The 26,527-nt window shown below is 70.7% G+C and carries 12 protein-coding genes; 8 read left to right on the top strand and 4 right to left on the bottom strand.

Annotated elements, in window-relative coordinates; translation table 11 throughout:
* Positions 1-230: 230 nt before the first annotated feature.
* The 3 genes from ACZ499_RS17315 (at position 231) to ACZ499_RS17325 (ending at position 3,368) form a co-directional block, all read left to right on the top strand.
* A complete protein-coding gene (locus tag ACZ499_RS17315; RefSeq protein ID WP_468675855.1) occupies positions 231-662 on the top strand; it encodes a MerR family transcriptional regulator in 432 nt (143 codons plus the stop codon).
* Positions 659-994 (top strand): thioredoxin, encoded by a 336-nt coding sequence (gene trxA, locus ACZ499_RS17320; protein ID WP_468675858.1) that lies wholly within the window; start codon positions 659-661, stop codon positions 992-994. The genes ACZ499_RS17315 and trxA overlap by 4 nt, the downstream gene beginning before the upstream one ends.
* Before the next feature lie 142 nt (positions 995-1,136).
* A complete protein-coding gene (locus ACZ499_RS17325; RefSeq protein WP_468675859.1) occupies positions 1,137-3,368 on the top strand; it encodes a HelD family protein in 2,232 nt (743 codons plus the stop codon).
* A gap of 1 nt (position 3,369) precedes the next feature.
* Here ACZ499_RS17325 and glgB read toward each other — a convergent pair whose 3' ends face one another.
* The 4 genes from glgB to ACZ499_RS17345 form a co-directional block, all read right to left on the bottom strand.
* Positions 3,370-5,667 carry a 1,4-alpha-glucan branching enzyme gene (glgB, locus tag ACZ499_RS17330; protein WP_468675861.1) on the bottom strand — a complete coding sequence of 766 codons (2,298 nt, stop codon included), beginning with the start codon at positions 5,665-5,667 and terminating at the stop codon, positions 3,370-3,372.
* A 38-nt stretch (positions 5,668-5,705) separates the two neighbouring features.
* Entirely contained in the window at positions 5,706-7,043 is a 1,338-nt protein-coding gene (locus ACZ499_RS17335; protein ID WP_468675863.1) for a maltokinase N-terminal cap-like domain-containing protein, read from the bottom strand.
* A gap of 201 nt (positions 7,044-7,244) precedes the next feature.
* Entirely contained in the window at positions 7,245-8,954 is a 1,710-nt protein-coding gene (gene treS, locus ACZ499_RS17340) for a maltose alpha-D-glucosyltransferase (RefSeq protein WP_385536579.1), read from the bottom strand.
* Positions 8,951-11,035, bottom strand: coding sequence for an alpha-1,4-glucan--maltose-1-phosphate maltosyltransferase (locus ACZ499_RS17345; RefSeq protein WP_468675864.1), 2,085 nt, complete (start codon positions 11,033-11,035; stop codon positions 8,951-8,953). The genes treS and ACZ499_RS17345 overlap by 4 nt, the downstream gene beginning before the upstream one ends.
* 552 nt (positions 11,036-11,587) lie before the next feature.
* Between ACZ499_RS17345 and glgP the strand changes: the two genes are divergently transcribed.
* The 5 genes from glgP to ACZ499_RS17370 all read left to right on the top strand — a co-directional run bounded on the left by glgP (position 11,588) and on the right by ACZ499_RS17370 (position 26,453).
* Entirely contained in the window at positions 11,588-14,215 is a 2,628-nt protein-coding gene (gene glgP, locus ACZ499_RS17350; RefSeq protein WP_468675866.1) for an alpha-glucan family phosphorylase, read from the top strand.
* A gap of 121 nt (positions 14,216-14,336) precedes the next feature.
* On the top strand, positions 14,337-14,639 hold the full coding sequence (locus tag ACZ499_RS17355) for a hypothetical protein (protein WP_468406090.1): 303 nt from the start codon (positions 14,337-14,339) through the stop codon (positions 14,637-14,639).
* Entirely contained in the window at positions 14,636-15,268 is a 633-nt protein-coding gene (locus ACZ499_RS17360) for a type 1 periplasmic-binding domain-containing protein (protein WP_468675868.1), read from the top strand. Before ACZ499_RS17355 ends, ACZ499_RS17360 begins: the two co-directional genes overlap by 4 nt.
* Before the next feature lie 251 nt (positions 15,269-15,519).
* Positions 15,520-26,100 (top strand): LamG-like jellyroll fold domain-containing protein, encoded by a 10,581-nt coding sequence (locus ACZ499_RS17365; protein WP_468675870.1) that lies wholly within the window; start codon positions 15,520-15,522, stop codon positions 26,098-26,100.
* Entirely contained in the window at positions 26,100-26,453 is a 354-nt protein-coding gene (locus ACZ499_RS17370; protein ID WP_468675872.1) for a DUF7674 family protein, read from the top strand. Before ACZ499_RS17365 ends, ACZ499_RS17370 begins: the two co-directional genes overlap by 1 nt.
* Positions 26,454-26,527: the final 74 nt, after the last annotated feature.

Genomic DNA, 26,527 nt, shown 5'->3' on the forward strand with positions numbered 1-26,527 from the left:
ATGGGCGGAGAGGCACAACGAAACCGGAGTCGCCCCCTTTCGTCGTGCTCTGGCCCGAGAGCCACTTGGAGACGCTCCTTGCTCGAAGGCCCCGCCTCGTCGCTTCGCACGGCCTGCGGTGACGGCAGTCAGGATCGCCTGCCGCAGGCACCCCGACAGCACGCTCCCCCGAACGCGGTCGCCGGCAAAATGCTTGCCTTGACGTCCGCGTCAAGGATTACCGTCGCCGCATGCGAATCGGCGAGTTGGCCGCGCGGGCCGGGACCACCACCCGGGCGCTGCGCTACTACGAGGCGCGCGGGCTGCTGACCGCGCGCCGGGCGGAGAACGGGTACCGCGCGTACGACGAGGACGACCTGCGACTGCTCACCCAGATCCGGACCCTGCAGGACTTCGGGTTCGAGCTGGAGGAGACGAGGCCGTTCGTGGAGTGCCTGCGGGCGGGCCACCCGGCGGGGGACACCTGCCCCGCGTCGCTCGCCGTGTACCGGCGCAAGCTGGCCGAGCTCGACGGGCTCATCGGGCAGCTCCAGTCCGTACGCGACCAGGTCGGGGCGCAGCTGGCCCGGGCCGAGACGGCCCGCGCCGAGCTGGAGGCCGGTTCGCTGGTGCCCGGGGTCCCCGGGTGCGAAATGACGGGTATCGAGGAGGGTTTGGGATGAGCGTGCAGGCTGTGGGGGTGGACATCGTGACGGATGCGACCTTCGACGTGGAGGTGCTGGCGGCGGATCTGCCGGTGCTGGTGGAGTTCACCGCAGAGTGGTGCGGGCCGTGCCGGCAGCTCGCGCCGGTGCTGAGCCAGATCGCCTTCGAGGAGGGCGACCGGCTCAAGGTGGTGCAGCTGGACGTGGACAAGGACCCGGAGACGACCGTGAAGTACGGCGTGCTGTCGATGCCGACGCTGATGGTGTTCCGCGCGGGCGAGCCGGTGAAGGCGATGGTGGGCGCGCGCCCCAAGCGCCGTCTGATGCAGGAGCTCGAAGACGTGCTGTAGAAAGTGCGGGAGAAACCAAAAAGCCCCGGTCCGATATTGCGGCCGGGGTTTTTCTCTGCGTATAGTGAGTTCTTCGTGTGCGTTCTCTTGGAAACACACGAAAAGCCCTTACAGAAAGCACTGTATCGCGTCAGGAGCGGAATTGTCAACCGAGGAAATTCGGAAAGAACAGCAATTCATCGACGGGCTCTACGCGCGCCTCGAAGACCTGCGCGAGCAGGCCGAGGTGTCGGTGCGGCGCGCCCTGGCGCAGGTCGGCACCGGTCTCCAGGCGCGGCTCGAACGCGATGTGCTGGTGGCCGAGCAGTCCGGGCTGCTCAGCGCGCTCGACGGCGGTGAGAACGGGCTCTGCTTCGGCCGGCTCGACTTTTCCGACGGGCGCGCCCACCACATCGGCCGCATCGGAATCCGCCGTGACGACCGGGAACGTACGCCCCTGGTGATCGACTGGCGGGCCGATGTGGCGCGCCCGTTCTATCTCGCCACCGGGTACACCCCGATGGGGCTGCGCCGCAGGCGGCACCTCACCACCCAGGGGCGCACGGTCACCGCGCTGCACGACGAGATCCTCGACCTCACGGACGCGGCCCGCACCGGGCACGAGGGTGCGGACGCCGACGCCGTGCTGCTCGCGGCGCTGGACGCGGCCCGCACCGGCCGGATGCACGACATCGTGCAGACCATCCAGGCCGAGCAGGACAAAATCATCCGCGCCCCGCGGCGCGGCGTCCTGGTCGTCGAGGGCGGGCCCGGCACCGGCAAGACGGCGGTCGCGCTGCACCGGGCGGCGTATCTGCTCTATGCCTACCGCGAACAGCTGGCCCGGCGTGCCGTGCTGATCGTCGGCCCCAACCCGGCGTTCCTCGGCTATATCGGGGAGGTGCTGCCCGCGCTCGGCGAGACCGGCGTGCTGCTCGCCACCATGGGCGAGCTCTTCCCCGGTGTGCACGCCACCGGCACCGACACCCCGGCCGCCGCCGAGGTCAAGGGCCGGAGCGAGATGGCCGACGTGCTGGCGAAAGCAGTGCGCGACCGGCAGACCGTGCCGCACACCGCCGCCGAGATCGACCACGAGGGGTACGGGACGCTCAGCCTCGACCGGGCCATGGCCGAGGACGCCCGCTGGCGCGCCCGCGAGTCCGGGCTGCCGCACAACCTGGCCCGCCCGCACTTCGCCTTCCACGTCATCGACGCGCTCACCGCGCAGCTCGCGGAACGGATCGGCGCGGATGTGTTCGGCGGTGACAACCTGCTCGGCCCCGACGACCTCGCCCAGCTCGGCAAGGAGATCGCCACCAGCCGCGAGGTGCACGCCGCCATCGACGAGTTCTGGCCCGTGCTCACCCCGCAGGGGTTCGTCGCGGACTACCTGGCCGACCCCGTCCATCTGCCGGAATCCGACGCGGAGTTGATCCGCCGCGAGGGCGGTGACTGGACGGCGGCCGACGTGCCGCTGCTCGACGAGGCCGCCGAACTGCTCGGCGAGGACGACTCGGCCGCCCGCGCCGCCGCCGAGGCCGAGCGCCAGGACCGGATCGCGTACGCACAGGGCGTCCTCGACCTCTCCGCGGGCTCGGAGAGCTTCGAGTTCGAGGACGAGGAGTCCGAGGTGCTCGCGGCGCACAACATCATCGACGCCGAGAGGTTCGCGGACCGCCACGAGGAGAGCGACCACCGCAGCGCCGCCGAGCGCGCCGCCGCCGACCGCACCTGGGCGTTCGGCCACATCATCGTGGACGAGGCGCAGGAGCTCTCCGCGATGGCCTGGCGGCTGCTGATGCGCCGCTGTCCGACCCGCTCGCTCACCCTGGTCGGGGACCCCGCCCAGACCGCCGACGCGGCGGGCGTCGGCTCCTGGCGGCGGATCCTGGAGCCGTACGTGGAGGACCGCTGGGAGCATGTGCGGCTCGGGGTCAACTACCGTACGCCCGCCGAGATCATGGAGGTGGCGGCGCAGGTCTGCCGCGCGGTGGACCCGTCGTTCGAGCCGCCGAGCTCGGTACGGGCCACGGGGGTGCGGCCGTGGGCGCGTGAGGCGGCGCCGCACGCCCTCGCGCAGGCCGTCGCCGACGCGGTGAAGGCGGAGACCCCCGGGGCGGGGCGCCTCGCGGTCGTCGCGCCCCGCACCCTCCACCCCGCGCTGCACGCCGCGCTCCCGGAGGTCCCGCCGGGCGAGCCCGATCTGACCCGCCCGGTCGTCCTGCTCGACCCGCGTCAGGCCAAGGGGCTGGAGTTCGACACGGTCCTGGTGGTGGAGCCGGCCGAGTACGGGGTCAGCGACCTGTACGTGGCGCTGACCCGGGCCACCCAGCGGCTCGGTGTGCTGTACTCGGCGCCCCTGCCGAAGGCGCTGGCAGAGGCGCTGGACGGCTGATTCACACCGGCCGCAGCCACACCGTGGCCAGCGGCGGCAGGGTCAGCTGGATGCTGACCGGCTGCCCGTCGGCCGGCGTGGAGTCCGGCTTGAGGGGGTCCTCGTTGCGGATGTCGCCGCCGCCGTAGCGCGCGGCGTCCGTGTTGAGGACCTCCGCCCAGGCGGGGACGGTGTCGGGGACGCCGAGCCGGTAGTCGTGGCGGACCACCGGGGAGAAGTGGGAGACGGCGAGCAGCGGGGCGCCGGAGGCGTCGTGGCGCAGGAAGGCGAAGACGTTGTCCTCCGCCGCGTCGCCCGCCACCCAGGCGAAGCCGCCCGGGTCGGTGTCCCGCTGCCACAGCGGCGGGGCGTCGCGGTAGACCGTGTTGAGGTCGCGGACCAGGTCCCGTACGCCCCGGTGGTCCGGCTCGGCCGAGTACGACGGGTCGAGCAGCCACCAGTCGGGGCCGTGTGCCTCCGACCACTCCGCCCCCTGGGCGAACTCCTGTCCCATGAAGAGGAGTTGCTTGCCCGGGTGCGCCCACATGAAGCCCAGATAGGCGCGGTGGGTGGCTCGCCGCTGCCACCAGTCGCCGGGCATCTTGGAGACCAGCGAGCGCTTGCCGTGGACGACCTCGTCGTGGGAGATCGGCAGGACGTAGTTCTCGCTGTACGCGTACACCATCGAGAACGTCATCTCGTGGTGGTGGTACTTGCGGTGGACCGGCTCGTGGGCCGCGTAGCCCAGCGAGTCGTGCATCCAGCCCATGTTCCACTTCAGGCCGAAGCCGAGCCCGCCGAAGCCGCCGGGGCCCACGTGGTGGGTCGCGCGTGTCACACCGTCCCATGCCGTGGACTCCTCGGCGATGGTGATCACGCCCGGGCAGCGGCGGTAGACCGTGGCGTTCATCTCCTGGAGGAAGGCCACCGCGTCAAGGTTCTCCCGGCCGCCGTGCTCGTTGGGCGCCCACTCGCCCTCCTCGCGCGAGTAGTCCAGGTAGAGCATCGAGGCGACGGCGTCCACCCGCAGCCCGTCGACGTGGAACTCCTCGCACCAGTACGTGGCGTTGGCCACCAGGAAGTTGCGGACCTCCTTGCGGCCGTAGTCGAATTCGAGGGTGCCCCAGTCGGGGTGCTCGGAGCGCGCCGGGTCCTCGTGCTCGTACAGGGTGCGCCCGTCGAAGCGGGCCAGCGCCCAGTCGTCCTTCGGGAAGTGCGCGGGCACCCAGTCGACGATCACCCCGATGCCGGCCCGGTGCAGCGCGTCCACCAGGAAGCGGAAGTCGTCCGGGGTGCCCATCCGGGCGGTGGGTGCGTAGAAGCCGGTCACCTGGTAGCCCCAGGAGCCACCGAAGGGGTGCTCGGCCACCGGCAGGAACTCGACGTGGGTGAAGCCCAGGTCGCGTACGTACGCCGGGAGCTGCTCAGCCAGTTGACGGTATGTCAGACGCGGTCGCCAGGACGGCAGATGCACCTCGTACACCGAGAACGGGGACTCGTGGACCGGCCGGTCGCCCCGCGCCGCCATCCACAGCTCGTCCTGCCACACGTGGTGCGACTCGGTCACGATCGACGCGGTCGCCGGCGGCACCTCGGTGCGCCGGGCCATCGGGTCGGCCCGCAGGGTGTGCGAGCCGTCGGGGCGGGTGATGTCGAACTTGTAGAGCGCGCCGTCGCCGACGCCCGGCAGGAAGAGCTCCCACACACCGGTGGAGCCGAGCGAGCGCATCGGGTACGCGGTGCCGTCCCAGTAGCAGAAGTCGCCGGTGACGCGGACGCCGAGGGCGTTGGGGGCCCAGACGGTGAACCGGGTGCCGGGCACGCCCTGGTGGGTCATCGGGCGCGCGCCCAGCGCCGTCCACAGCTCCTCGTGGCGGCCCTCGCCGATCAGATGCAGATCGAGGTCGCCGAGCGCGGGCAGGAAGCGGTACGGGTCCTCGGCCTCGATCTCGTTGTCGTCGTAGGTGATGAGCAGCGAGTACTCGGGGACCTGGCGCAGCGGCAGCACCCCGCAGAACAGGCCGTCGCCCTCGTCGTGCAGCTCGGCGCGGAGCCCCTTGGCCAGGACGGTCACGGCCTGCGCGTACGGGCGCAGCACCCGGAACACGACGCCGCCGCGCACGGAGTGCGCGCCGAGCAGTGCGTGCGGGTCGTGGTGCGCCCCGGAGAGCAGCCGGGCGCGGTCGTCGGCGGCGAGCGGCCGCGCGGCCCGGACGCCGTGGCTCCCGCCGCGCTTCGGCTTCGACGGCGCGGCGGCGCGGGCGGGCCGGGAGGGATCGGGGTTCTGCGGGCGGTCGCCGGTGGGCGGGCGGGCGGTCACGGGTACGGCCTCCTCGGGGGGTGGTGCGGGGGTCGGGGTCAGTCCTGGGCCAGTCGGCGGACCGCCGCCATCGGGACGGCGAGCCAGTCGGGGCGGTGGCGGGCCTCGTAGAGCACCTCGTACACCGCCTTGTCGGTCTCGTACGCCCGCAGCAGCTCGGGCTCGTCGCGCGGGTCGGTGCCCGCGGTCACCGCGTAGCCCGTGCAGTACGCGTCCCGGCAGGACTCGGCCCACTCGGGGCGCCACGGCGGCTGGGTGCGGGCGGCGTAGTCGAAGGAACGCAGCATCCCGGCGACATCGCGGACCGGCGGCTGCGGGCGGCGGCGCTCGGCCAGCGGCCGGGCGGGCTCGCCCTCGAAGTCGATGACCGCCCAGTCGCCGCCGGCGGTCCGCAGGGTCTGGCCCAGGTGCAGATCGCCGTGGACGCGCTGGGCCGGCCGGGACCCGGCCACCCGGGTCACCGCGTCGAACGCGGCGCGCAGCCCGGGCACATGGGGCAGCAGCGTCGGCACCGCCTGCGCCGCCACCTCCAGGCGCTCGCGCATCGCGGCCGCGAGCAGCTCGGTCTGGGCGCGGCCGAGCGTGACCACCGGCAGCGCGGCGGCGAGCGCGGTGTGCACCTCGGCGGTGGCCCGGCCGAGCGCGTGCGCCTCCCGGGTGAAGTCGCGCCGGTCGGCGAGTGCGCGCAGCGCCAACTGCCAGCCGTCCTGGGAGCCGCGCAGGAAAGGCTGGAGCACGGCGAGCGTGGCGTGCTCGGGCCGCTCGGTCTGGATCCAGGCCGCGGGCGCGGGCACCCGGGGGCACCCGTACCGGGCCAGGACCAGCGGAAGCTCCAGGTCCGGGTTGATCCCGAAGTGGATCCGGCGGAACACCTTGAGGATGAACGTATCTCCGTACACCAGCGAGGAGTTGGACTGCTCGGCGGCGAGGAGGCGGGGCGTGAGCCCGGCGGGGACGGGGATGCCCGCGTCGCAGCCGAAGCGCAGCGGGCCGAGCCGCCCCGGCGTGCGCAGCCGTTCCAGGAGCAGCGCGGCGACCTGCGGGTCCTGGAGCGCGTCGTACACGGTGAGCCCGGTCAGCGGTCCGGCGGTGGCGTGGCCGACGAGCGCGGGGGCGAGCGGCGGCGGCAGCATCTTCCGTACGCCGAGCAGCAGCTGGTAGACGTCAGAGGGCTCGGGGGCGGCGCCGGGCTGTTCGGCCCGTACGAGCAGGTGCAGACAGCCCGGGAGCAGCTCGGTGACCGAGGCCAGCGAGAAGCCGGTGACCGGGCGGCCCTTGCCCGCGAACCAGCGCTGTCTGGGGAGCCATTCGTGCAGCAGCGGCGCCAGCGAGGGCAGCAGCGCGACAGGAGTCAGGGTGGGTGCGGCCTTGGGCATGGCAGCGCGTCCTTTCCCCGGGCTCACAGCAGGATGTGCGCAGAGTGTCCCGGATTGCGGCATTAGCTGTCCGGCGGCGCGCGGAGCGTCCGGTGTGCCACTGGGAGCGGTCCGGAGCGTCGCTGAGGAGAGTGCCCCGGGCGGGCCGTAGGAAACCGGCCCGCCCGGGGCCGCCCGGAGGCGCCCCTCGGCGGGGTGGAACTAGCCGATCACGATGCAGTCCTTGCGCAGCCGGAACCAGTAGAAGCCGTGACCCGCCAGGGTCAGCAAGTACGGCCACTGGCCGATGGCCGGGAAGCGCACCCCGCCGATCAGCTCCACCGGATGGCGTCCGGCGAAGGCCCGCAGATCGAGTTCGGTGGGCTGGGCGAACCGCGAGAAGTTGTTCACGCAGAGCACCAGGTCGTCCTTGTCCTCCCGGAGGAACGCGAGGACCGCCGGGTTCGAGGACTGGAGTTCGGTGTACGAGCCGAGTCCGAAGGCCGGGTTCTGCTTGCGGATCTCGATCATCCGCCGGGTCCAGTGAAGCAGCGACGAAGGCGAGGCCATGGCGGCCTCGACGTTGGTCACCTGGTAGCCGTAGACCGGATCCATGATCGTGGGCAGGAAAAGCCGTCCCGGATCACAGGACGAGAAGCCCGCGTTGCGGTCGGGCGTCCACTGCATCGGGGTGCGCACCGCGTCCCGGTCGCCCAGCCAGATGTTGTCGCCCATCCCGATCTCGTCCCCGTAGTAGAGGATCGGCGAGCCGGGCAGGGAGAACAGCAGGGCGGTGAACAGCTCGATCTGGTTGCGGTCGTTGTCCAGCAGGGAGGCGAGCCGGCGCCGGATGCCGATGTTGGCGCGCATCCGGGGGTCCTTGGCGTACTCCGCGTACATGTAGTCGCGCTCTTCGTCCGTGACCATTTCGAGGGTCAGCTCGTCGTGGTTGCGCAGGAAGATGCCCCACTGGCAGGTCTTGGGGATGGCCGGGGTCTTGGCGAGCACCTCGGAGACCGGGTAACGGCTCTCGCGGCGCACGGCCATGAAGATGCGCGGCATCACGGGGAAGTGGAACGCCATGTGGCACTCGTCGCCGCCCGCCGCGTAGTCGCCGAAGTAGTCGACGACGTCCTCCGGCCACTGGTTGGCCTCGGCGAGCAGCACGGTGTCCGGGTAGCTCGCGTCGATCTCGGCGCGCACCCGCTTGAGGAACTCATGGGTGGCGGGCAGGTTCTCGCAGTTGGTGCCCTCCTCCTGGTAGAGGTACGGGACGGCGTCCAGGCGGAAGCCGTCGATCCCCAGGTCCAGCCAGAACCGCAGCGCGGCCAGGATCTCGTCCTGGACGGCCGGGTTCTCGTAGTTGAGGTCGGGCTGGTGGGAGAAGAAGCGGTGCCAGTAGTACTGCTTGCGGATGGGGTCGAAGGTCCAGTTGGAGGTCTCGGTGTCGACGAAGATGATCCGGGCGTCCTGGAACTGCTTGTCGTTGTCGGCCCAGACGTAGTAGTCGCCGTACGGGCCCGCGGGGTCCTTGCGCGACTCCTGGAACCACGGGTGCTGGTCGCTGGTGTGGTTCATCACGAAGTCGATGATCACGCGCATGCCGCGCTGGTGGGCGGCGTCCACGAACTCCACGAAGTCGGCGAGGTCGCCGAACTCCGGGAGCACCGCGGTGTAGTCCGAGACGTCGTAACCGCCGTCCCGCAGCGGGGACTTGAAGAAGGGCGGCAGCCAGAGGCAGTCCACCCCCAGCCACTGCAGGTAGTCGAGTTTGGCGGTGATGCCCTTCAGATCCCCTACGCCGTCGCCGTTGCTGTCCTGGAAGGACCGCACGAGCACCTCGTAGAAGACGGCCCGCTTGAACCATTCGGGGTCGCGGTCCTTGGCGGGAGTGTCCTCGAAGGTGTCGTGGACGGGCTCGTTGACGATCATGGTGTGGGTGACCCTCCGATCGGCGGGGACGGTCGCAGGACCAGCACGTGCGCGGGCGCGCGGCCCGGCTCTAGGCGCACGTAGTTGGTCCTGCCCCAGTGGTAGGTCTCACCGGTGAGCTCGTCGCGCACCGGGACGGACTCGTGCCACGAAAGGCCGAGTTCCGGCATGTCCAACGAGACCGTGGCCTCCTGGGTGTGGTGGGGGTCGAGGTTGGCGACCACCAGAACGGTGTTCGACCCCGAGCGCTTGCTGTACGCGAGCACCGCGTCGTTGTCGGTGTGGTGGAAGCGCAGCGAGCGCAGCTGCCGCAGCGCCGGGTGGCGGCGGCGGATCCGGTTGAGCGAGGTCAGCAGCGGGGCCAGCGAGCGGCCCTCGCGCTCGGCCGCCTCCCAGTCCCGGGGCCGCAGCTCGTACTTCTCCGAGTTCAGGTACTCCTCGCTGCCGCCGTGCAGCGCCGTGTTCTCGCAGAGCTCGTAGCCCGCGTACACACCCCAGCTGGGCGAGAGCGTCGCGGCGAGCACCGCGCGCACCTCGAAGGCGGGGCGGCCGCCGTGCTGGAGGTAGGCGTGCAGGATGTCCGGCGTGTTCACGAAGAAGTTGGGGCGCATGTACGCGGCCGCCTCGCCGGTCAGCTCGGTGAGGTAGTCGGTCAGCTCCTGCTTGGTGGTGCGCCAGGTGAAGTACGTGTACGACTGCTGGAAGCCGATCCGGGCCAGTGTGTGCATCATCGCGGGCCGGGTGAACGCCTCGGCCAGGAACACCACGTCCGGGTCGGTCCCGTTGACCTCGGCGAGCACCTGCTCCCAGAACACCGCCGGCTTGGTGTGCGGGTTGTCGACGCGGAAGATCCGCACCCCGTGGTCCATCCAGAACCGCAGGAGCCGCACGGTCTCGGCGACCAGGCCCGGCATGTCCCGGTCGAAGGCGAGCGGGTAGATGTCCTGGTACTTCTTGGGCGGGTTCTCGGCGTAAGCGATGGTGCCGTCGGCCCGGTGGTGGAACCAGTCGGGGTGCTTGTCCACCCAGGGGTGGTCCGGTGAGCACTGGAGCGCGAAGTCGAGGGCGACCTCCATGCGCAGATCGCGGGCCGTGCGTACGAAGTCGTCGAAGTCGTCGAGGGTGCCGAGGTCGGGGTGGATCGCGTCGTGCCCGCCGTCCGGCGAGCCGATGGCCCAGGGCACGCCCACGTCGCCGGGGGCGGCCGACAGACTGTTGTTGGGGCCCTTGCGGAACGTGGTGCCGATGGGGTGCACGGGCGGCAGATAGACCACGTCGAAACCCATCGCGGCGACCGCGGGCAGCCGCTCGGCGGCGCTCCGGAACGTGCCGCTCACCGGCGGCTTCCCGGCCTGCACCACCGCACCCTCGGAGCGCGGGAACAGCTCGTACCAGGAACCGAAGAGCGCCCGCTCGCGCTCGACCAGGAGCGACAGCGGCTCCGAGGCGCTGAGCAGTTCGCGCAGCGGGTACCGGGCGAGGGCCGCGTCGGCCCCGGGGGTCAGGGCCGCGGCCAGCCGGGCGGCCGGCGGGCGGGAGCCGTCGCGCAGCGCGTCCACCGCGGCGAGCACCGCCTCGCGGCCCTTGGTCTTCGGCACCCCGCGCGCGGCCCGCTCGTACAGCGCCGCGCCCTCCGCGAGGACGAGCTCGGTGTCCAGACCCGCCGGGATCTTGATCCCGGCGTGCCGGCGCCAGGTGGCCACCGGGTCGCTCCACGCCTCGACCGTATACGACCAGCGCCCTTCGGCCGCCGGAGTGACCTCGGCGCCCCAGCGGTCGCTGCCGGGCGCCAGCTCGCGCATCGGCGTCCACGGCCCGGGCCGCCCGCGCGGGTCGCGCAGGACCACGTTGGCGGCCACCGAGTCATGGCCTTCGCGGAAGACGGTGGCGGTGACCATGAAGGTCTCGCCCGCCACCGCCTTCGCCGGCCTTCTGCCGCAGTCGACGGCGGGGCGGACGTCCAGGACGGGGATACGGCCGATGGGCAGATTCACGGGCTCACCTGGTGGCTGGTGGGTGCGGGGCGTGGCGGAGTCTGCTCTTTGTAACTGCTCCGTTGGCGTTTGACGGGCTGCGGGCATGGCCGCTCCTGTCCGCGTTCACTCGGGTGGCGGTTAGCGGTTGCACAGACGGCGTCCTACCGATGGAGCCTTCCACAGGCTCCGAGTGGGCATTCCGGTGGTTTGTTAACTACCTGGGCGTAACGGTTCAGACAAGGAAACGGCCCCGTCTTTCGGCGGGACCGCACCAGAATTTGCCTACCCACAAGTTCAGTTGGCCCGGTACGGGTGAACCTCCCGGTGGCGGCCCGCACGGTCAGGGCCGCGCCCGTCTCGGCCGGATCCGCCGCCGGGTGCCCGTCGTCCGTGTTCCACGCCGAGGCGGCGCCCACACCCGGGGCGAACAGATCGTGTCGCTCCCATGCCGCGGTCCCCCTCCCCGGCCTCGGCCGGCCGGCGCCCTTCGCAGCCTCCCGCCCCCGGGGGACGCCCACAAGGGCGCACGCCGGGGGCGGTCGCTTCCGTGCGCCGTGGTGGTGCGGGGCGTCCGCCCACTACCTTCGAGGGTGAAGGACAGTCGAACAGAGCTGTACGTCCACCCTGTTGCGTACATCCCCTGCGAAGGTGGAACACGTGAAGGCAATCCGTCGATTCACCGTCCGCCCCGTCCTCCCCGAGCCCCTGCGGCCGCTGAGCGAGCTGGCCCGCAATCTGCGCTGGTCCTGGCATCCCGAGACCCGCGAACTCTTCCAGTCCGTCGACCCCGAGGGATGGCGGGCGGCCGGAGAGGATCCCGTGCGCCTGCTGGGGTCGGTCTCCGCCGCCCGGCTCGCCGCGCTGGCCGAGGACCGCCGCTTCGTCCGTTCCCTGACCGCCTGCGCCGACGACCTCGCCGACTATCTGGGCGGGCGGCGGTGGTACCAGCAGCAGCCCGAGGGGCTGCCGCACGCCATCGCCTACTTCTCGCCGGAGTTCGGGATCACCGCCGCCCTGCCGCAGTACTCGGGCGGGCTCGGCATCCTGGCCGGCGACCATCTGAAGTCCGCGAGCGACCTCGGCGTGCCGCTGATCGGCGTCGGGCTCCTCTACCGGCACGGCTACTTCCGCCAGTCGCTCTCGCGCGACGGCTGGCAGCAGGAGCACTATCCCGTGCTCGACCCCAATGAGCTGCCGCTCGCGCTGCTGAGGGAGGCCGACGGCGAGCCCGCCCGGATCTCGCTGCACCTGCCCGGCGGCCGCGCGCTGCGCGCGGTGGTCTGGATCGCCCGGGTCGGCCGGGTCCCGCTGCTGATGCTCGACTCGGACGTGGAGGGGAACGGCCCGGGCGAACGCGACATCACCGACCGGCTGTACGGCGGCGGCAGCGAGCACCGGCTGCTCCAGGAGATGCTGCTCGGCATCGGCGGGGTGCGGGCGGTGCGCGCGTACTGCCGGATCACCGGGCACCCCGCCCCCGAGGTCTTCCACACCAACGAGGGCCACGCGGGCTTCCTCGGCCTGGAACGCATCCGCGAACTCGCCGGTGAGGGGCTGGAGTTCGACGCGGCCCTGGAGTCGGTGCGGGCCGGGACCGTCTTCACCACCCACACCCCGGTCCCCGCCGGGATCGACCGCTTCGACCGCGAGCTGGTCGCCCACCACCTCGGCGACGACGGCGAACTGCAGGGCGTCGACGTCTCGAAGATCCTCCAGCTCGGTATGGAGACCTACCCCGGCGGCGAGCCCAACCTCTTCAACATGGCCGTGATGGGGCTGCGCCTGGCCCAGCGCGCCAACGGCGTCTCCACCCTGCACGGCGAGGTCAGCCGGGAGATGTTCGCGGGCCTGTGGCCCGGGTTCGACCCCTCGGAGGTGCCGATCACCTCCGTCACCAACGGGGTGCACGCGCCGACCTGGGTGGCGCCCGAGGTGTTCCGGCTCGGCGCCAGGCAGATCGGTGCCGGGCGCTCCGAGGACGCGCTGACCGTGGGCGGCTCGCCGCGCTGGGACGCGGTCGCCGACATCTCCGACACGGAGATCTGGGAGCTCCGGCGAGAGCTGCGCGAACAGCTGGTCCTCGAAGTGCGCGAGCGGCTGTACGCGTCGTGGCGCACCCGCGGGGCCGGCACGGCCGAGCTCGGCTGGGTGGACGGGGTGCTCGACCCCGACGTCCTCACCATCGGCTTCGCCCGCCGCGTCCCCTCGTACAAGCGGCTGACCCTGATGCTCCGCGACCGGGACCGGCTGATGGAGCTGCTGCTCCATCCGACCCGGCCGGTGCAGATCGTGGTGGCGGGCAAGGCGCACCCCGCCGACGACAGCGGCAAGCGCCTCGTCCAGGAACTGGTGCGGTTCGCCGACGACCCCCGGGTGCGCCACCGCATCGTCTTCCTGCCCGACTACGGGATGGCGATGGCCAAGAAGCTCTACCCGGGCTGCGACGTGTGGCTCAACAATCCGCTGCGGCCCCTTGAGGCGTGCGGGACCAGCGGGATGAAGGCCGCGCTGAACGGGTGCCTCAACCTGTCGGTCCTGGACGGCTGGTGGGACGAGTGGTTCGAGCCGGACTTCGGCTGGGCCATCCCGACCGCCGACGGCTCCGCCACCGACGAGGACCGCAGGGACGAGCTGGAGTCGACCGCCCTGTACGACCTGATCGAGGACAGGGTGGCGCCGCGCTTCTACGACCGGGGCGCGGGCGGGCTGCCCGGCCGCTGGATCGAGATGGTCCGCGAGACCCTGGCCTCGCTCGGCCCGAAGGTGCTGGCGGGGCGGATGGTGCGCGAGTACGTGGAGCGGCTGTACGCGCCCGCGGCCCACGCCCACCGCGACCTCGGCCCGGACACGGCCCGGGAGCTGGCGGCCTGGAAGGCCCGGGTGCGGGCGGCCTGGCCGCAGGTGACCGTCGACCATGTGGAGGCGGTGGCCGCGACGGCGCCGAACGGTCACGCGGAGCTCGGCTCCACGCTCTCCCTGCGGGTGCGGGCCGGGCTCGGCGGGCTCCAGCCGGACGATGTGGAGGTGCAGGCGGTCGCCGGGCGGGTGGACGCCGCCGACACGCTCGCGGAGGCCCGTACGGTCGCGCTGAAGCCCGCGGGCGGCCCGGACCTGGAGGGGCGCTGGGTGTACGAGGGCCCGCTCGCCCTGGACCGGACCGGCCCCTACGGCTACACGGTCCGCGCCCTGCCGGCCCACCGGCTCCTGGCCGACGGCGCCGATCTCGGCCTGGTCGCGCTGCCGACCGAGGCGACGGGGGAGGGGGCGGGGGTGCTGATGCGCTGAGGGCCGATGGGTTGTACCGTACGTCGGCCGCTGCCATGCGCCCCGTACGGAACTGCGAGGTCCGATTGTGAACCCTGCCGAGAATGCCGCCGCTCGTCCCATACGTCCGTATGGGGCCTGGGTGGCGCGCACGGGCCTCGCGCTGCTGCCCTTCGCGACCCTGGGGCTGCTGTGCCCGGTGCCGTCGCTGGTGATCGCCATCAAGCGGCACCGGAGCGCGGACTGGGTCGCCTTCGCGGTCTTCTGCGCGGTGTGGGTGTCCTGGGTGCTCCAGCTGGCCACCACCCCGGACACCACGCACGGTATGAAGTTCGCGGCCGACGTGCTGCTCATCGGGCTGTCGACGGCCGGGGCGGCCGCGCACGCCTGGAAGGCGTGGCCGGCGGCCCGGCGGTCCCCGAACGAGAACGGCAAGAGCGCGTGAAGCAGGTCAAGCAGGTACGTAAGGCCCAGGCGGCGAAGGCCGCCCGGGAGGAGCAGGAAAAGCAGGACAGATACGCGCGCTACCGGGTGCGGTTCGCCCGGCTCACGGCGCTGGCGCGGGTGCACCGGCGCCGGATCTGGATCGCCGCCGGCGCGGCGGTGGCCGTCGCGGTCGCCGCGGTGCTCGTCTCGGTACTGGGCGGGGACGACAAGCCGGGGCCGCCGGATCCGCGGGCCCGCCAGTACAAGAACGTCGACGCCTGTCTGCTGACCGGGGACAAGGGCGTCACCGAGGGCACGGAGGGTGCGCCGGTGTGGGCGGGGATGCAGGACGCCTCGAAGGCCACCCACGCGCGCGTCAACTTCGTCCCGGTGACGGGCGAGCAGACCGCCGCCAACGCCACTCCGTTCGTCAACAGCCTCCTCCAGCGCTCCTGCGACGTGGTCGTGGCGGTCGGCGAGGCTCCGGTGGCGGCGGCCGAGGCGGCGGCGAAGGCCCACCCCAAGGTGCGTTTCGTGGTGGTCGGCTCAGAGGCCGAGGCGGCCAATGTGACGGCCGTGAAGCCGGGTGACGGAGTGCGGGCCGATGTCGCCCGGGCCGTCGAGCAGGGAGTCAATACACCCGGATAGCCCGGATTTTGTTGTTCCGCACCGCATGAACATGGCAAAGAAATGTCAAAGGATCATGGGGCGGAAGCAACCGCTGTAAAGCCGTGGGGCACGATCGCGAGGCTTTGTCTTCTGTAAGCCTCGCGTAAGTAAAGGCTGTCTCAATGCGCGCTCGATGGGCCCGAACGTCCCGTCTGTTGTTCCCGCCCGGTAGTACCGGGCGCCGCAGGGCCAGGAGGACCGCTCTCCTGGTCCTGCTGGCTTTCTCCTTCATGCTGACGACGGAGACCGCGGAAGCCACCGGGGCCACGCTGCCCCGTCTGTCCATGCCCAAGTGGTCCCTGTCGGGTCTGTGGGAGTGGGCCAACAAGTCCCCGCTCGACACCCCGGACCAGCAGAGCGGCACCGCGCGCGGCAAGAGCCACACCGCCGCCGCCAAGCAGACCCGGGCCAAGGGCGGCAACGGCCACCGGCCCGGCAAGGGCAAGGGCGAGCTCGGCGCGTACGAGCGGCCGCAGGACAAGGCCGAGCCGGTGAAGACCGGCAAGGCGGCCGGGAACGCCAAGAGCTTCGACGCGCGCACCAGCCGGCGCGACGCCAAGAAGTCGACGGCGACCTCGGACTTCTACACCAACGCCGACGGCTCCACGACGGTGCGCCACTACACCGGCCGCTCCAACTTCAAGGGCGCCGACGGCAGCTGGAAGCAGATCGACACCGAGCTGCGCGAGGAGAAGGGCGGCCGCCTCGTCGAGAACGCCAACTCGCTCGACGTCGCCTTCGCCCCCGACGCGGTCACCCCCGACCTCGCCTCGGTCGACTTCGGCTCCGGGCGGGCACTCTCGTACGGGCTGCACGGCGCCGCCAGGAGCGAGCCGGTGGTCGACGGCGACTCCACGGCCACGTACGACAACGTTCTCAAGGACACCGACCTCAAGCTGTCGCCGCTGACCGAGGGCTTCAAGGAGCGCATCGTCCTGCGCTCCAAGGCGGCGCCCAACACCTGGCTCTTCCCGCTGAAGACCAAGGGGCTCACCCCGGAGATCGCGGCCAACGGCGACGTGGTGTTCACCGACGCCGACGGCAAGGTGACCGCGACCGTCCCGCACGCCTTCATGGAGGACTCGAAGGTCGACCCGCGCTCGGGCGACGCCGCCCAGTCCCGCGCGGTCACCTATGAGCTCACCACGCTGGACGGCGCCCCCGCGCTGCGGATGACCGCCGACCGGGCCTGGCTGGACGACCCGAAGCGGGTCTTCCCGGTCACCGTCGACCCGACGGTGACGGCCAGCAACTCGACGTACACCCAGAACACCATCGGCGGGGACCACTCCACCGAGAACATGATCAAGGTGGGGTCGTACGACTCCGGCACCAACAAGGCGAACTCGTTCCTGCAGTTCTCCTCGCTCGGCACCACGCTGGCCGGCCAGAAGGTCACCGCGGCGACCCTGAACGTCTACGCGGTCTGGTCCTCGACCTGCACCGCCGAGCCGTTCAACGTCCACCCGGTCACCAAGGCCTGGACGCCCTCCACGGTCACCAGCTACCCCGGCCCGACCTACGGCGCGGCGATCGGCTCGGCGACGCCGGCGCCCGGCGCGTCCTGCACCAACTCCTCCAGCTCCACGAGCGTCGGCGTGAAGATGCCCGTCCCGCTCAACACCGGCTGGTTCAACACGGTCGCGGGCGGCGGTGCCAACTACGGCCTCGCGATGACCGCGATCACCAGTGACATGCTGCACTGGAAGAAGTTCCACTCGGACAACTCCACCACCGCGGGCTTCCGCCCGGCGCTCGACCTCACCTACACGGCCAATGCGGCCCCGCAGGTCAACGCCCAGTACCCGCCGGAGAACTTCCAGGCCAACACCCTGAGCCCGGAGCTCACGGTGTACGCCAGCGACGCCGACCACGGGCCGAGCGCGCTCTCGTACTCCTTCGACGTCTTCGACGCCGACTCCACCAGCCAGACCCCGGTGGTCAGCTCCGGCACCCTGACCAAGGGCGCCTGGGCGATCCCGGCGGGCAAGCTGAAGTGGAGCAAGAACTACCTCTGGTTCGCCACCGTCAGCGACGGCACCAACTCGGTGTCGTACGACAGCCGGTTCACCACCGCCGTGCCGCAGCCGCCGGTGACCTCGGGGCTCTCCCAGAACACCGACGGCCACGAGTTCGACCCCAGCGACGGCAACTACACCACCGACGACACCGACGCTGACGTCGAGGTCACCGGGCCCTCGCTCTCCATCGAGCGCTCCTACAACAGCCTCGACCCGCGCCAGGACAGCGCGTTCGGCGCGGGCTGGGCGACCATCGCGGACATGAAGGCCGCCGAGGTCAAGGACAGCTCCGGCGCGGTCACCAGCGTGGTCATCACCTACCCCGGCGGTGAGCAGGTCGCCTTTGGCCGCAACAGCGACGGCACCTTCGTCCCGCCGCTGGGCCGGTACGCCCGCTTCCAGGCAGTCACCGGCGGCTACACGCTGGTCGACAAGGACTTCACCACCTACAGCTTCACCCAGACCACGGCGAAGGCCGGGGTCTACGCGATCAAGACCATCACGGACTTCGCGAACCGTGGGGAAACGTTCCTCTACACCAACAACCAGCTGACCAAGATCACGAACACCACGTCCAACCGTTCGCTGACCCTCAGCTGGCAGACCCCCGCGGGCGCCACCGCCGCGCACGTCAACACGGTCGCCACCGACGCGTCGACCGCGGGCGACTCGGCCACCGCGCAGACCTGGCAGTACAGCTACACCGGTGACCAGCTCACCAAGGTCTGCCCGCCCGCCGACTGGTCCAAGTGCATCACCTACGGGTACGCCACCGGCAACCACTACCGCACCACGGTCCTGGACGAGGACCCGTTCGCGTACTGGCGGCTCGGCGAGGCGGCCGGTGACGGCGTCGCCAAGGACGCGGTCGACCTCAACCAGGGCAAGTACAACGGCATCTACCACAACGTGACCACCGGTGGTACGGGCGTGCTCGCCGGGTCCACCCAGCCGGCCGCCACGTTCAACGGCACCAGCAGTTACGTGGAGATACCCAGCGCCCCGGGCGCGACCCCGTCGTACGCGACGGTCTCGCTCTGGTTCAAGACCTCCCAGGCGGGGGGTGTCCTCTTCTACTACGGCGACAAGCCGCTGAGCGACCCGGACCCGGTGGGCACCACGACCCACAACACCCCGGCGGTCTACGTCGGCACCGACGGCAAGCTGCACGGCTGCTTCGCCTCGTCGCCCGGCTGCAACACCACGATCGTCTCCACCGCCGCCGTCAACGACAACAAGTGGCACCAGGCCGTCCTCACCGGCGCCGCCACCACCATGTCGCTCTACCTCGACGGCGTCGCCCAGGGCACCAAGGCCGGCACCATCAACGACTGGGCGCAGCCCTACCTCACCCTCGGCGCCGGGGTGAACACCGACGGCTGGCCGAACATGAACGCGGCCGACCCGCTCGGCCACTTCAGCGGCCAGCTCGCCGAGGCGGCGATCTACTCCGAGCCGCTGAGCCAGGACGTCATCACCGCCCAGTACCAGGCGGCGACCCGTCCGGCCGGACTGCTCAACAAGATCACCACGCCGAACGGCAAGAACCAGAGCGCCGTCACCTACTCCACCGCCGACGACATGGTCACCCAGGCCGTCGACGGCGACGGCGGCACCTGGAAGCTCAACCCGGCCACCGTGACCGGCTCCTCGCAGGTCTACCGCTCGGCCGTGATGGGCGCCGCCCCCTCCGGGTACTGGCGCCTCGGTGACGTCCAGGGCGCGCCGCAGGCCGCCAACGAGGTGCACACCGGCTTCGGTACGTACAACACGGTCACCCAGGGCGCCGAGGGTCCGTTCGGTCCCGACGACGCGACGGCGGTCGACTTCGACGGCGCCACCTCCTTCGCCGAGCTGCCGTACGCCCCGCTGCACCGCTCCGGCAACCGGGCGATCGAGCTGTGGTTCCGCACCGCGAAGCCCGGTGTGATCGCCGCCGACCAGGCCCGGGTCCCCAATGACCCGGCGGGCGCGGGGGCCGCCTACTCGCCGCTGATGTACGTGGGCGCGGACGGCAAGCTGCGCGGCCACTGGTGGAGCGCCACCGGCAGCGGCACGACCGACTTCGGCTCCAAGTCGACGGTCACCGACAACACCTGGCACCACGCGGTCCTCTCCGCCTCCGGCACCACCCAGACGCTGTACCTGGACGGCGAGAAGCAGGCCGACTACACCGGCGCCGCCGGTGACCAGACGACCACCCGCACCTTCATCGGCGCGGGCTTCACCAAGGGCTGGATCAGCTCGCCCTCCGACGTCAGCTACTTCGACGGCTCGATCGCCGAGGCCGCCTTCTACGCGGAGCCGCTGACCGCGGACGAGGTCGGCCGCCACTACGCGGCCGCCAAGGCGTCCTCGGGCACCGCCCCGGTCCGCACGGTCAAGCTGACCGACCCGACCGACAAGACGCTGACGTACGTGTACGACGCGGAGCTCGGCAACCGCCTGCTCGCGGCGACCGACACCAACGGGCAGCGCACCACGTACGGCTACGACACGTCCGGCTTCCTGCACACCGTCACGGACGCCAACGGCAACCGCTCGGTGACCGGCCACGACGTACGCGGCAACACGGTCTCCACGACCACCTGCCAGAACACGGCGGCCAACACCTGCGCCACCGAGTACTACACCTTCTACCCGGACGCGACCACGCTGTTCCCGGTGATGGACCCGCGCAACGACCTGGTGCTCACCGAGCGCGACGGCCGTTCCTCGGGCCCCACGGACAACACGTACCTCACCAGCTACACCTATGACACGGGCGGAAACGTCACTTCGGTGACCACCCCGCCGGTGCCGGGCTCGCCCGCGGGCCGTACGGCGTCCACCGTGTACACCACCGCGACCACCGTCGCGGCCGAGGGCGGCACCAACTACGCCCCGGCCGGACTCGTCGCCGAGGTGCGCACACCCGGTGGCCGCAGCACCAAGTACACCTACTTCAAGAACGGCGACCTGGCGCAGATCACCGACGCCAACGGCGCCTCGGTGAAGTACACGTACGACAACCTGGGCCGCCAGATCACCAAGACGGAGGTCTCCGACTCCTACCCGGCGGGTCTGACGACCACGCTGGCATACGACAAGGACGACCAGGTCGTCTCGGAGATCAGCCCCAAGGTCACCAACCGGGTCACCGGCGCCGTCCACCAGGCGAAGTCGACGACCGTCTTCGACCCGGACGGCAACGTCCAGTCCCAGACGGTCGCGGACACCACCGGCGGCGACACCGACCGGGTCACCTCGATGACGTACGACGCGTACAACCGGGTCGCGACCCGGACGGACCCGGGCGGCGACGTCACGGCGTTCGAGTACGACGTCTACGGCAACAAGGTCAAGGAGACGGACCCGGTCGGGAACGTCAACGAGTACACCTTCGACGCCGAGGGCCGTCCGCTCACCACCAGCCTGCTCAACTACACCGGCGACCCGAACAGCCCGTCCTCGCCCACCAAGCTGGTGCAGGAGTCGCGGGCGTACGACCCGGCGGGCCGGCTCGCGTCGATCACCGACGCGATGGGCTGGGTCACCGAGTACACCTACACCGACGACGGCCTGTCCGCGTCCGTGGTGCGCAGGGACCCGCAGAACAACAAGGCGTTCACCGAGCAGGCGAACACCTATGACGCGGCCGGGAACCTGACCAAGCAGGTGACCAACGACGGCACCACGACCACCTCGTTCACGGTGGACGCGGCGGACCGTACGACGTCGACGACGATGGACCCGGGCGGGCTCGCCCGTAGCACCAAGGTCTCGTACGACCCCGATGACAACGTGGTGTCGGAGACGGACTACGACCCGACCGGCGACACCAGCACCACCGACACGCGCTACGACGCGCTCGGCAACGTCACCGGCAACACCGTCCACGACGGCACCACCGCGCCGGTGGGCCGCTGGAAGCTGAACGAGACCAGCGGCACGCTCGCGGCCGACTCCTCGGGCGGCAACAACAAGGTCACCTTCGGCAGTGGCGTCACCCGCTCCACCGAGCAGGGCGGCAGCGCGGTCTTCGACGGCACTGCCAACGCGTACGGCCAGGGCACCGGCCCGGCCGTCAACACCAACGGCAGCTTCTCCGTCTCGACCTGGGTGAAGCTGGCCGACACCACCGCCAACCACACGTTCGTCTCCCAGGACGGCACCGCCGACCACGGCTTCCAGCTGTACTACTCGACGGCGTACGGCTGGTCGTTCAACCGGACCTCCGGCGACGTGGCGGCCCCGACCCTGGCCCGTGCCACCTCCGGCACGGCGGCGGTGACGGCCAACACCTGGACGCATCTGACGGGTGTCTACGACGCCACGGCCGGAGAGATCCGGCTGTACGTCAACGGCGCGCTGAAGGCGACCACCCCGTACAGCGGCTCCTGGGAGGCCACCGGCCCGCTCCAGATCGGCCGCCGCATGTCGGGCGGGACGCAGGGCGAGTACCACAAGGGCTCCCTCGCGGACGTCCAGGTCTACGGCGAGGCGCTCACCGCGTCGCAGATCTCCGGCGTCTACGGCAAGACCCTGCCCGCGGCGGGCAGTTCGGTGCGCTCCACCAGCTGGAAGCTGGACCAGCGCGGCATGCCCGTGTCGATGACCGACGCCAACGGCGCGACCACCGACTACGGCTACGACGAGTCGGGCCAGCAGACCAGCGTCACCGAGCCGGCGGTCAACGCCGAGCAGAACGGCGGCACTCCGGCCTCCGTCCGCCCGATCTCGCTCACCGGCTACAACACGTACGGCGAGCAGACCGAGTCCTCGGACCCGCTCGGCAACGTCACGGTCACGGCCTACGACGGCGAGGGCCAGGAGGCGTCGACGACGCTCCCCGACTACACCCCGCCGGGTGCCTCGACGCCGATCAAGGCGGTGTCCTGGAACGAGTACAACCACCTCGGCCAGGTCTCCGCGGAGGTCGACCCGCTGGGCAACCGCACCGAGTACACCTACACCCAGCTCGGCGACCTCGCCTCGGTGAAGGAGCCGGGCGGCGACACCACCAAGTACACCTTCGACACCAACGGCGACCAGCTCTCGGCGACCCGCCCGAACGGCGCCCGCCAGGAGTCGACCTTCGACTACCTGGGCCGCGAGGTCACCAACACGGACATAGTCCGCCAGCCGACGCAGCGCGCGTTCACGGCGATCAACTACTACGACGCGCCGGGGCAGCAGCTGTCCCGGACCGTGAGCCCGGCGGGTGTCACGCAGTCGTACGCCTACAACGCGCTCGGCGAGGTCACGTCCACCACGGACGGGGCGAACAACACGACGCGGTTCACGTACGACATGGACGGGCAGATGCTGACGTCCACGGATCCGGACGGGACGAGCACCAAGAACACGTACGACGGGTTCGGCCAGCTGGTCTCGATGAGCGATCTGGACGCGACCGGGAAGGTGCTGCGGACCACCAGCTCCACATATGACCGGATGGGCGCCCCGTCGACGCTCACCGACTTCCGGGGACACACGACCTCGCTCACCGTGGACGCCACCGGCATGGTGACCAAGGCGGTGCAGCCGGTCTCCGCGACGGAGTCGATCACCACGACCTTCGGCTACGACACGGCGGGCAACCAGACCCGGTTCACCGACGGGCGAGGGAACCCGTTCATCACCACGTACAACACGTGGGGCATGGCGGAGTCGGCGATCGAGCCGTCCACACCGGCGGCTCCGGCCCCGGCCGACCGCACCTTCACCACCGTGTACAACGCCAATGGCGACGTGGTGGAGGAGCGTTCGCCCGGCGGCGTGAAGATCGTCGACGAGTACGACGCCAAGGGTCGGCTCAGCCGTCAGACGGGTACGGGCGCCGAGGCCGCCACGGTCGACCACACCTATTCCTACGACTCGGACGACCGCGTCATCTCGGTGACGGGGACCGACGCGGACACGGGGAAGGACACGTTCGGGTACGACGACCGCGGCATGATGCTGTCGGCCGGCGGCCCGTCCGGCACCAGCTCCTTCGCGTACAACGGGGACGGCGCCGTCACCTCCCGGACGGACGCCTCCGGTACCTCGACGTACGGCTACGACACCGCTGGACGCCTGTCCACGGTCAACGACGGCGCCACCGGCTCCACGCTGACCTACGGCTACGACGTCAACAGCAACGTCAAGTCGATCGACTACGGCACCGGCAAGGCCAAGCGCACCTTCGGCTACGACGCCCTGGAGCAGCTCAAGTCGGACACCCTGACCTCCCCGACCGGCAAGACGCTGGCCTCGGTGGGTTACGGGTACGACGAGAACGGCAACGAGACGTCGAAGGCGACGACCGGGGTCGCGGGCGCGTCCGCCAACACGTACACCTACGACTGGGCGAACCGCCTGTCGTCCTGGAACAACGGGACGGCGACGGAGAGCTACGGCTACGACGCCTCCGGCAACCGGACGCGCGTGGGCGGCGACACCTACACCTACGACGCCCGCAACCAGCTCAGCTCGGACGGGCACAACAGCTACACCTACACGCCTCGCGGCACGCTGAGTTCGATGACGGACGACGCGGGCAAGCAGACCGTGATGAAGTCGGACGCCTTCAACCGCGTCATCAACGAAGGGGACCGCACCTACAGCTACGACGGCCTGGACCGGGTGCTCGCCGCGTCCGATCCGGGATCCGGTCCGCTGTTCACCTTCCAGTACAGCGGGGCGGGCAACGAGGTCGCCTCCGACGGCACCGCGACCTACAGCCGCAACGCCGACGGAACGCTTCTCGGCGTCAAGGCGGGCACGCAGTCGGTGCTCGCGATGACGGACCTGCACGACGACGTCATCGGGCAGTTCACCGCCGACGGAGAGGCGCTGGCGGGCTCGACCTCGTACTCGCCCTTCGGCAAGGTCGCGCAGAGCGCCGGGATGGTCGGCCACCTCGGCTACCAGTCGGGCTGGACCGACCCGGAGACGGCCAAGGTCAACATGGCGGCGCGCTGGTACTCGCCGCAGACCGGCCAGTTCAACAGCCGGGACACGGCGGACGTGGACGGGCTGCCGGCATCGGTCGGCGCGAACAAGTTCGCCTATGCCAACGCCAACCCGCTGACCATGACCGACCCCACCGGTCACTGGAGCCTCGGCGGAGCCTGGAAGAAGTTCAAGAAGAAGGTCAAGCACGTAGCCAAGTCCGCTTGGCACAAGACCAAGAAGGCCGTCAAGCACGTCGCCAAGGCCGTCAAGAAGGCCGCGAAGAAGATCAAGCACGCGGTCAAGAAGGCGGTCAAGCGGGTCAAGCACGCGGTCCGCAAGGCCGTGCACTACGTGCACGACGCCGTCAAAAAGGTCAAGAGATACGTCAAGCGGACCTACAAGCGCGTCAAGCACTACGTCCACAAGGTCGCCAAGGCCGTCAAGCACGCGGTGAAGCGGGTCGCCAAGGCGGTCAAGCACGTCGCCCACAAGGTGGTCAAGGCCGCCAAGAAGGTCGGCAGAGCGGTCAAGAAGGCCGTCAAGGCCACCGCCAACTATGTGAAGCAACACGCGGCGACCATCGTGCCCATCGTGGCCGGCATCGCTGCCGCGGTGGCGTGCACGGCCCTGACGGCGGGAGTCGGCGCGGTCGCCTGCGCCGTCGGCGCCGGAGCGCTGATCAATTCGCTTGGCTACGCCATGAGCGATGGTCCGCACACGCTGGGCGGCTTCCTCGGAGCCGCGGCGGTCGGCGCGGCCACCGGTCTGATCGGCGCGGGCGCGGGCGCGGTCGCCGGGCGGGCGCTCGGCACCGCGGTCGGTGCCGTGGCCCGTGGCGCGGCCACGGGAGCCGCGGCCGGGGCGGCCGAGAGCGCTGCGTACTACGGTGTCTCCTGCTCCAGCAGCGAGGAGGGCTGCAGCGTCAGCGGCGCGGCGAAGGCCACCGCGGCCGGTGCGGCATTCGGCGGTGTCTTCGGAGCCGCGGCCGGCAAGTACGGGCCCAAGCCGAAGCCCACGGCGGAGACCGACGGGGTGCCGTCGCGGGGCCGGGGCGGCAGCTGCCCGACCCGGCACAGCTTCGTCGGCTCGACTCCCGTGCTGGTGGGCCCCGGCGTCTCGAAGATGATCTCCGAGATCAAGGTCGGGGACTACGTCCTCACGGCAGAGCCCGGCAAGAAGGGCACGGAGAAGCACCGCGTCAAGGAAGTGATCGTCACCAAGACCGACCGCGACTACGTCGATGTGACGGTCGCGACCAAGTCGGGCGCGAAGACGATCCAGACCACGCAGCACCACCAGTTCTACGAGGCCACCCGGAACTCCTGGACCCAGGCGGGCGACCTCAAGACCGGTCAGCGGCTGCAGCTGGACACGGGTGAGACGACGAAGATCGTCGGCGTCAAGCCGTACAAGGCGACCCGGATCACCTACGACCTCAGCATCGAGGGCCTGCACACCTACCACGTGATGGCCGGCGGTGAGGGGTTCCTCGTCCACAACCAGGACGGTCCGGCGTCCATCCCGCAGGTGGACAACGCGCGGCTGCAGAAGACGGTGGACGCGCTCTACCACGGCATCGGCAACGAGAGCCTCGTCGGTGACGGATCGGCGATGGCCGCGGCCAACCACGAGTTCCTGGGCGGCGACGGAGTCGAGGGCAAGAACCACCTGGGCAGCACCGCCCAGTACCGGAGCGCGCTCAACAACTTCCTCACCAAGGACGTCATCAAGCCGAAGGGCGGAAAGAAGGAGACCGTGGTGCGGACCGCCAGGGACATCCAGGTCGCGAAGAGCCTCATCAATGCTATTGATGATGCCCATCAAGGCCAGTACGAAGGCGCGCACAACTACCCGGGACTGAGTTGCTGATGACGAGGGACGTACAACTGGTGAAGGACCTGGTCGCCCGGGTCCCCGCCTTCGAGGATCACTACGAGAGCCATGTGTTCAACGAGGACGGCGTGCTGCCGCACGTCTTCTTCTGGGACGTGACCCAGGCGACCGTGGACTCCTTCCTCGGGAACGGGGACGAGCCGGACTGGCGCAGCACGCTGGAGTTCCTTGAGGAGCAGAGCGCGCTGGGCGTACCGGAGATCGACGAGGTCATCGTGACGTCGTTCCTCAACTCCCTGCCGTTCCCGGGCAAACCGGGGCATGAGCTGGTGGAGCACCTCGGCCCGGTCCTGGCCGCGAAGTTCGCACGGGTCCGCCCCGCGGGCTGAGCGGTACACCAAGGGAGGCCCCCTCACAGGGGCCTCCCGGACCGCGCACCACAAACGCACGGTGCCCGGACCCC

The organism is Streptomyces sp. NPDC031265, assembly GCF_055570295.1.

Bases quoted from the DNA above. Each gene is read 5' to 3' on its own strand.
- ACZ499_RS17365 (WP_468675870.1), top strand. From the start codon at position 15,520: ATGCTGACGACGGAGACCGCGGAAGCCACCGGGGCCACGCTGCCCCGT.
- ACZ499_RS17345 (WP_468675864.1), bottom strand. From the start codon at position 11,035: ATGCCCGCAGCCCGTCAAACGCCAACGGAGCAGTTACAAAGAGCAGAC.
- ACZ499_RS17315 (WP_468675855.1), top strand. From the start codon at position 231: ATGCGAATCGGCGAGTTGGCCGCGCGGGCCGGGACCACCACCCGGGCG.
- treS (WP_385536579.1), bottom strand. From the start codon at position 8,954: ATGATCGTCAACGAGCCCGTCCACGACACCTTCGAGGACACTCCCGCC.
- ACZ499_RS17370 (WP_468675872.1), top strand. From the start codon at position 26,100: ATGACGAGGGACGTACAACTGGTGAAGGACCTGGTCGCCCGGGTCCCC.
- trxA (WP_468675858.1), top strand. From the start codon at position 659: ATGAGCGTGCAGGCTGTGGGGGTGGACATCGTGACGGATGCGACCTTC.
- ACZ499_RS17335 (WP_468675863.1), bottom strand. From the start codon at position 7,043: ATGCCCAAGGCCGCACCCACCCTGACTCCTGTCGCGCTGCTGCCCTCG.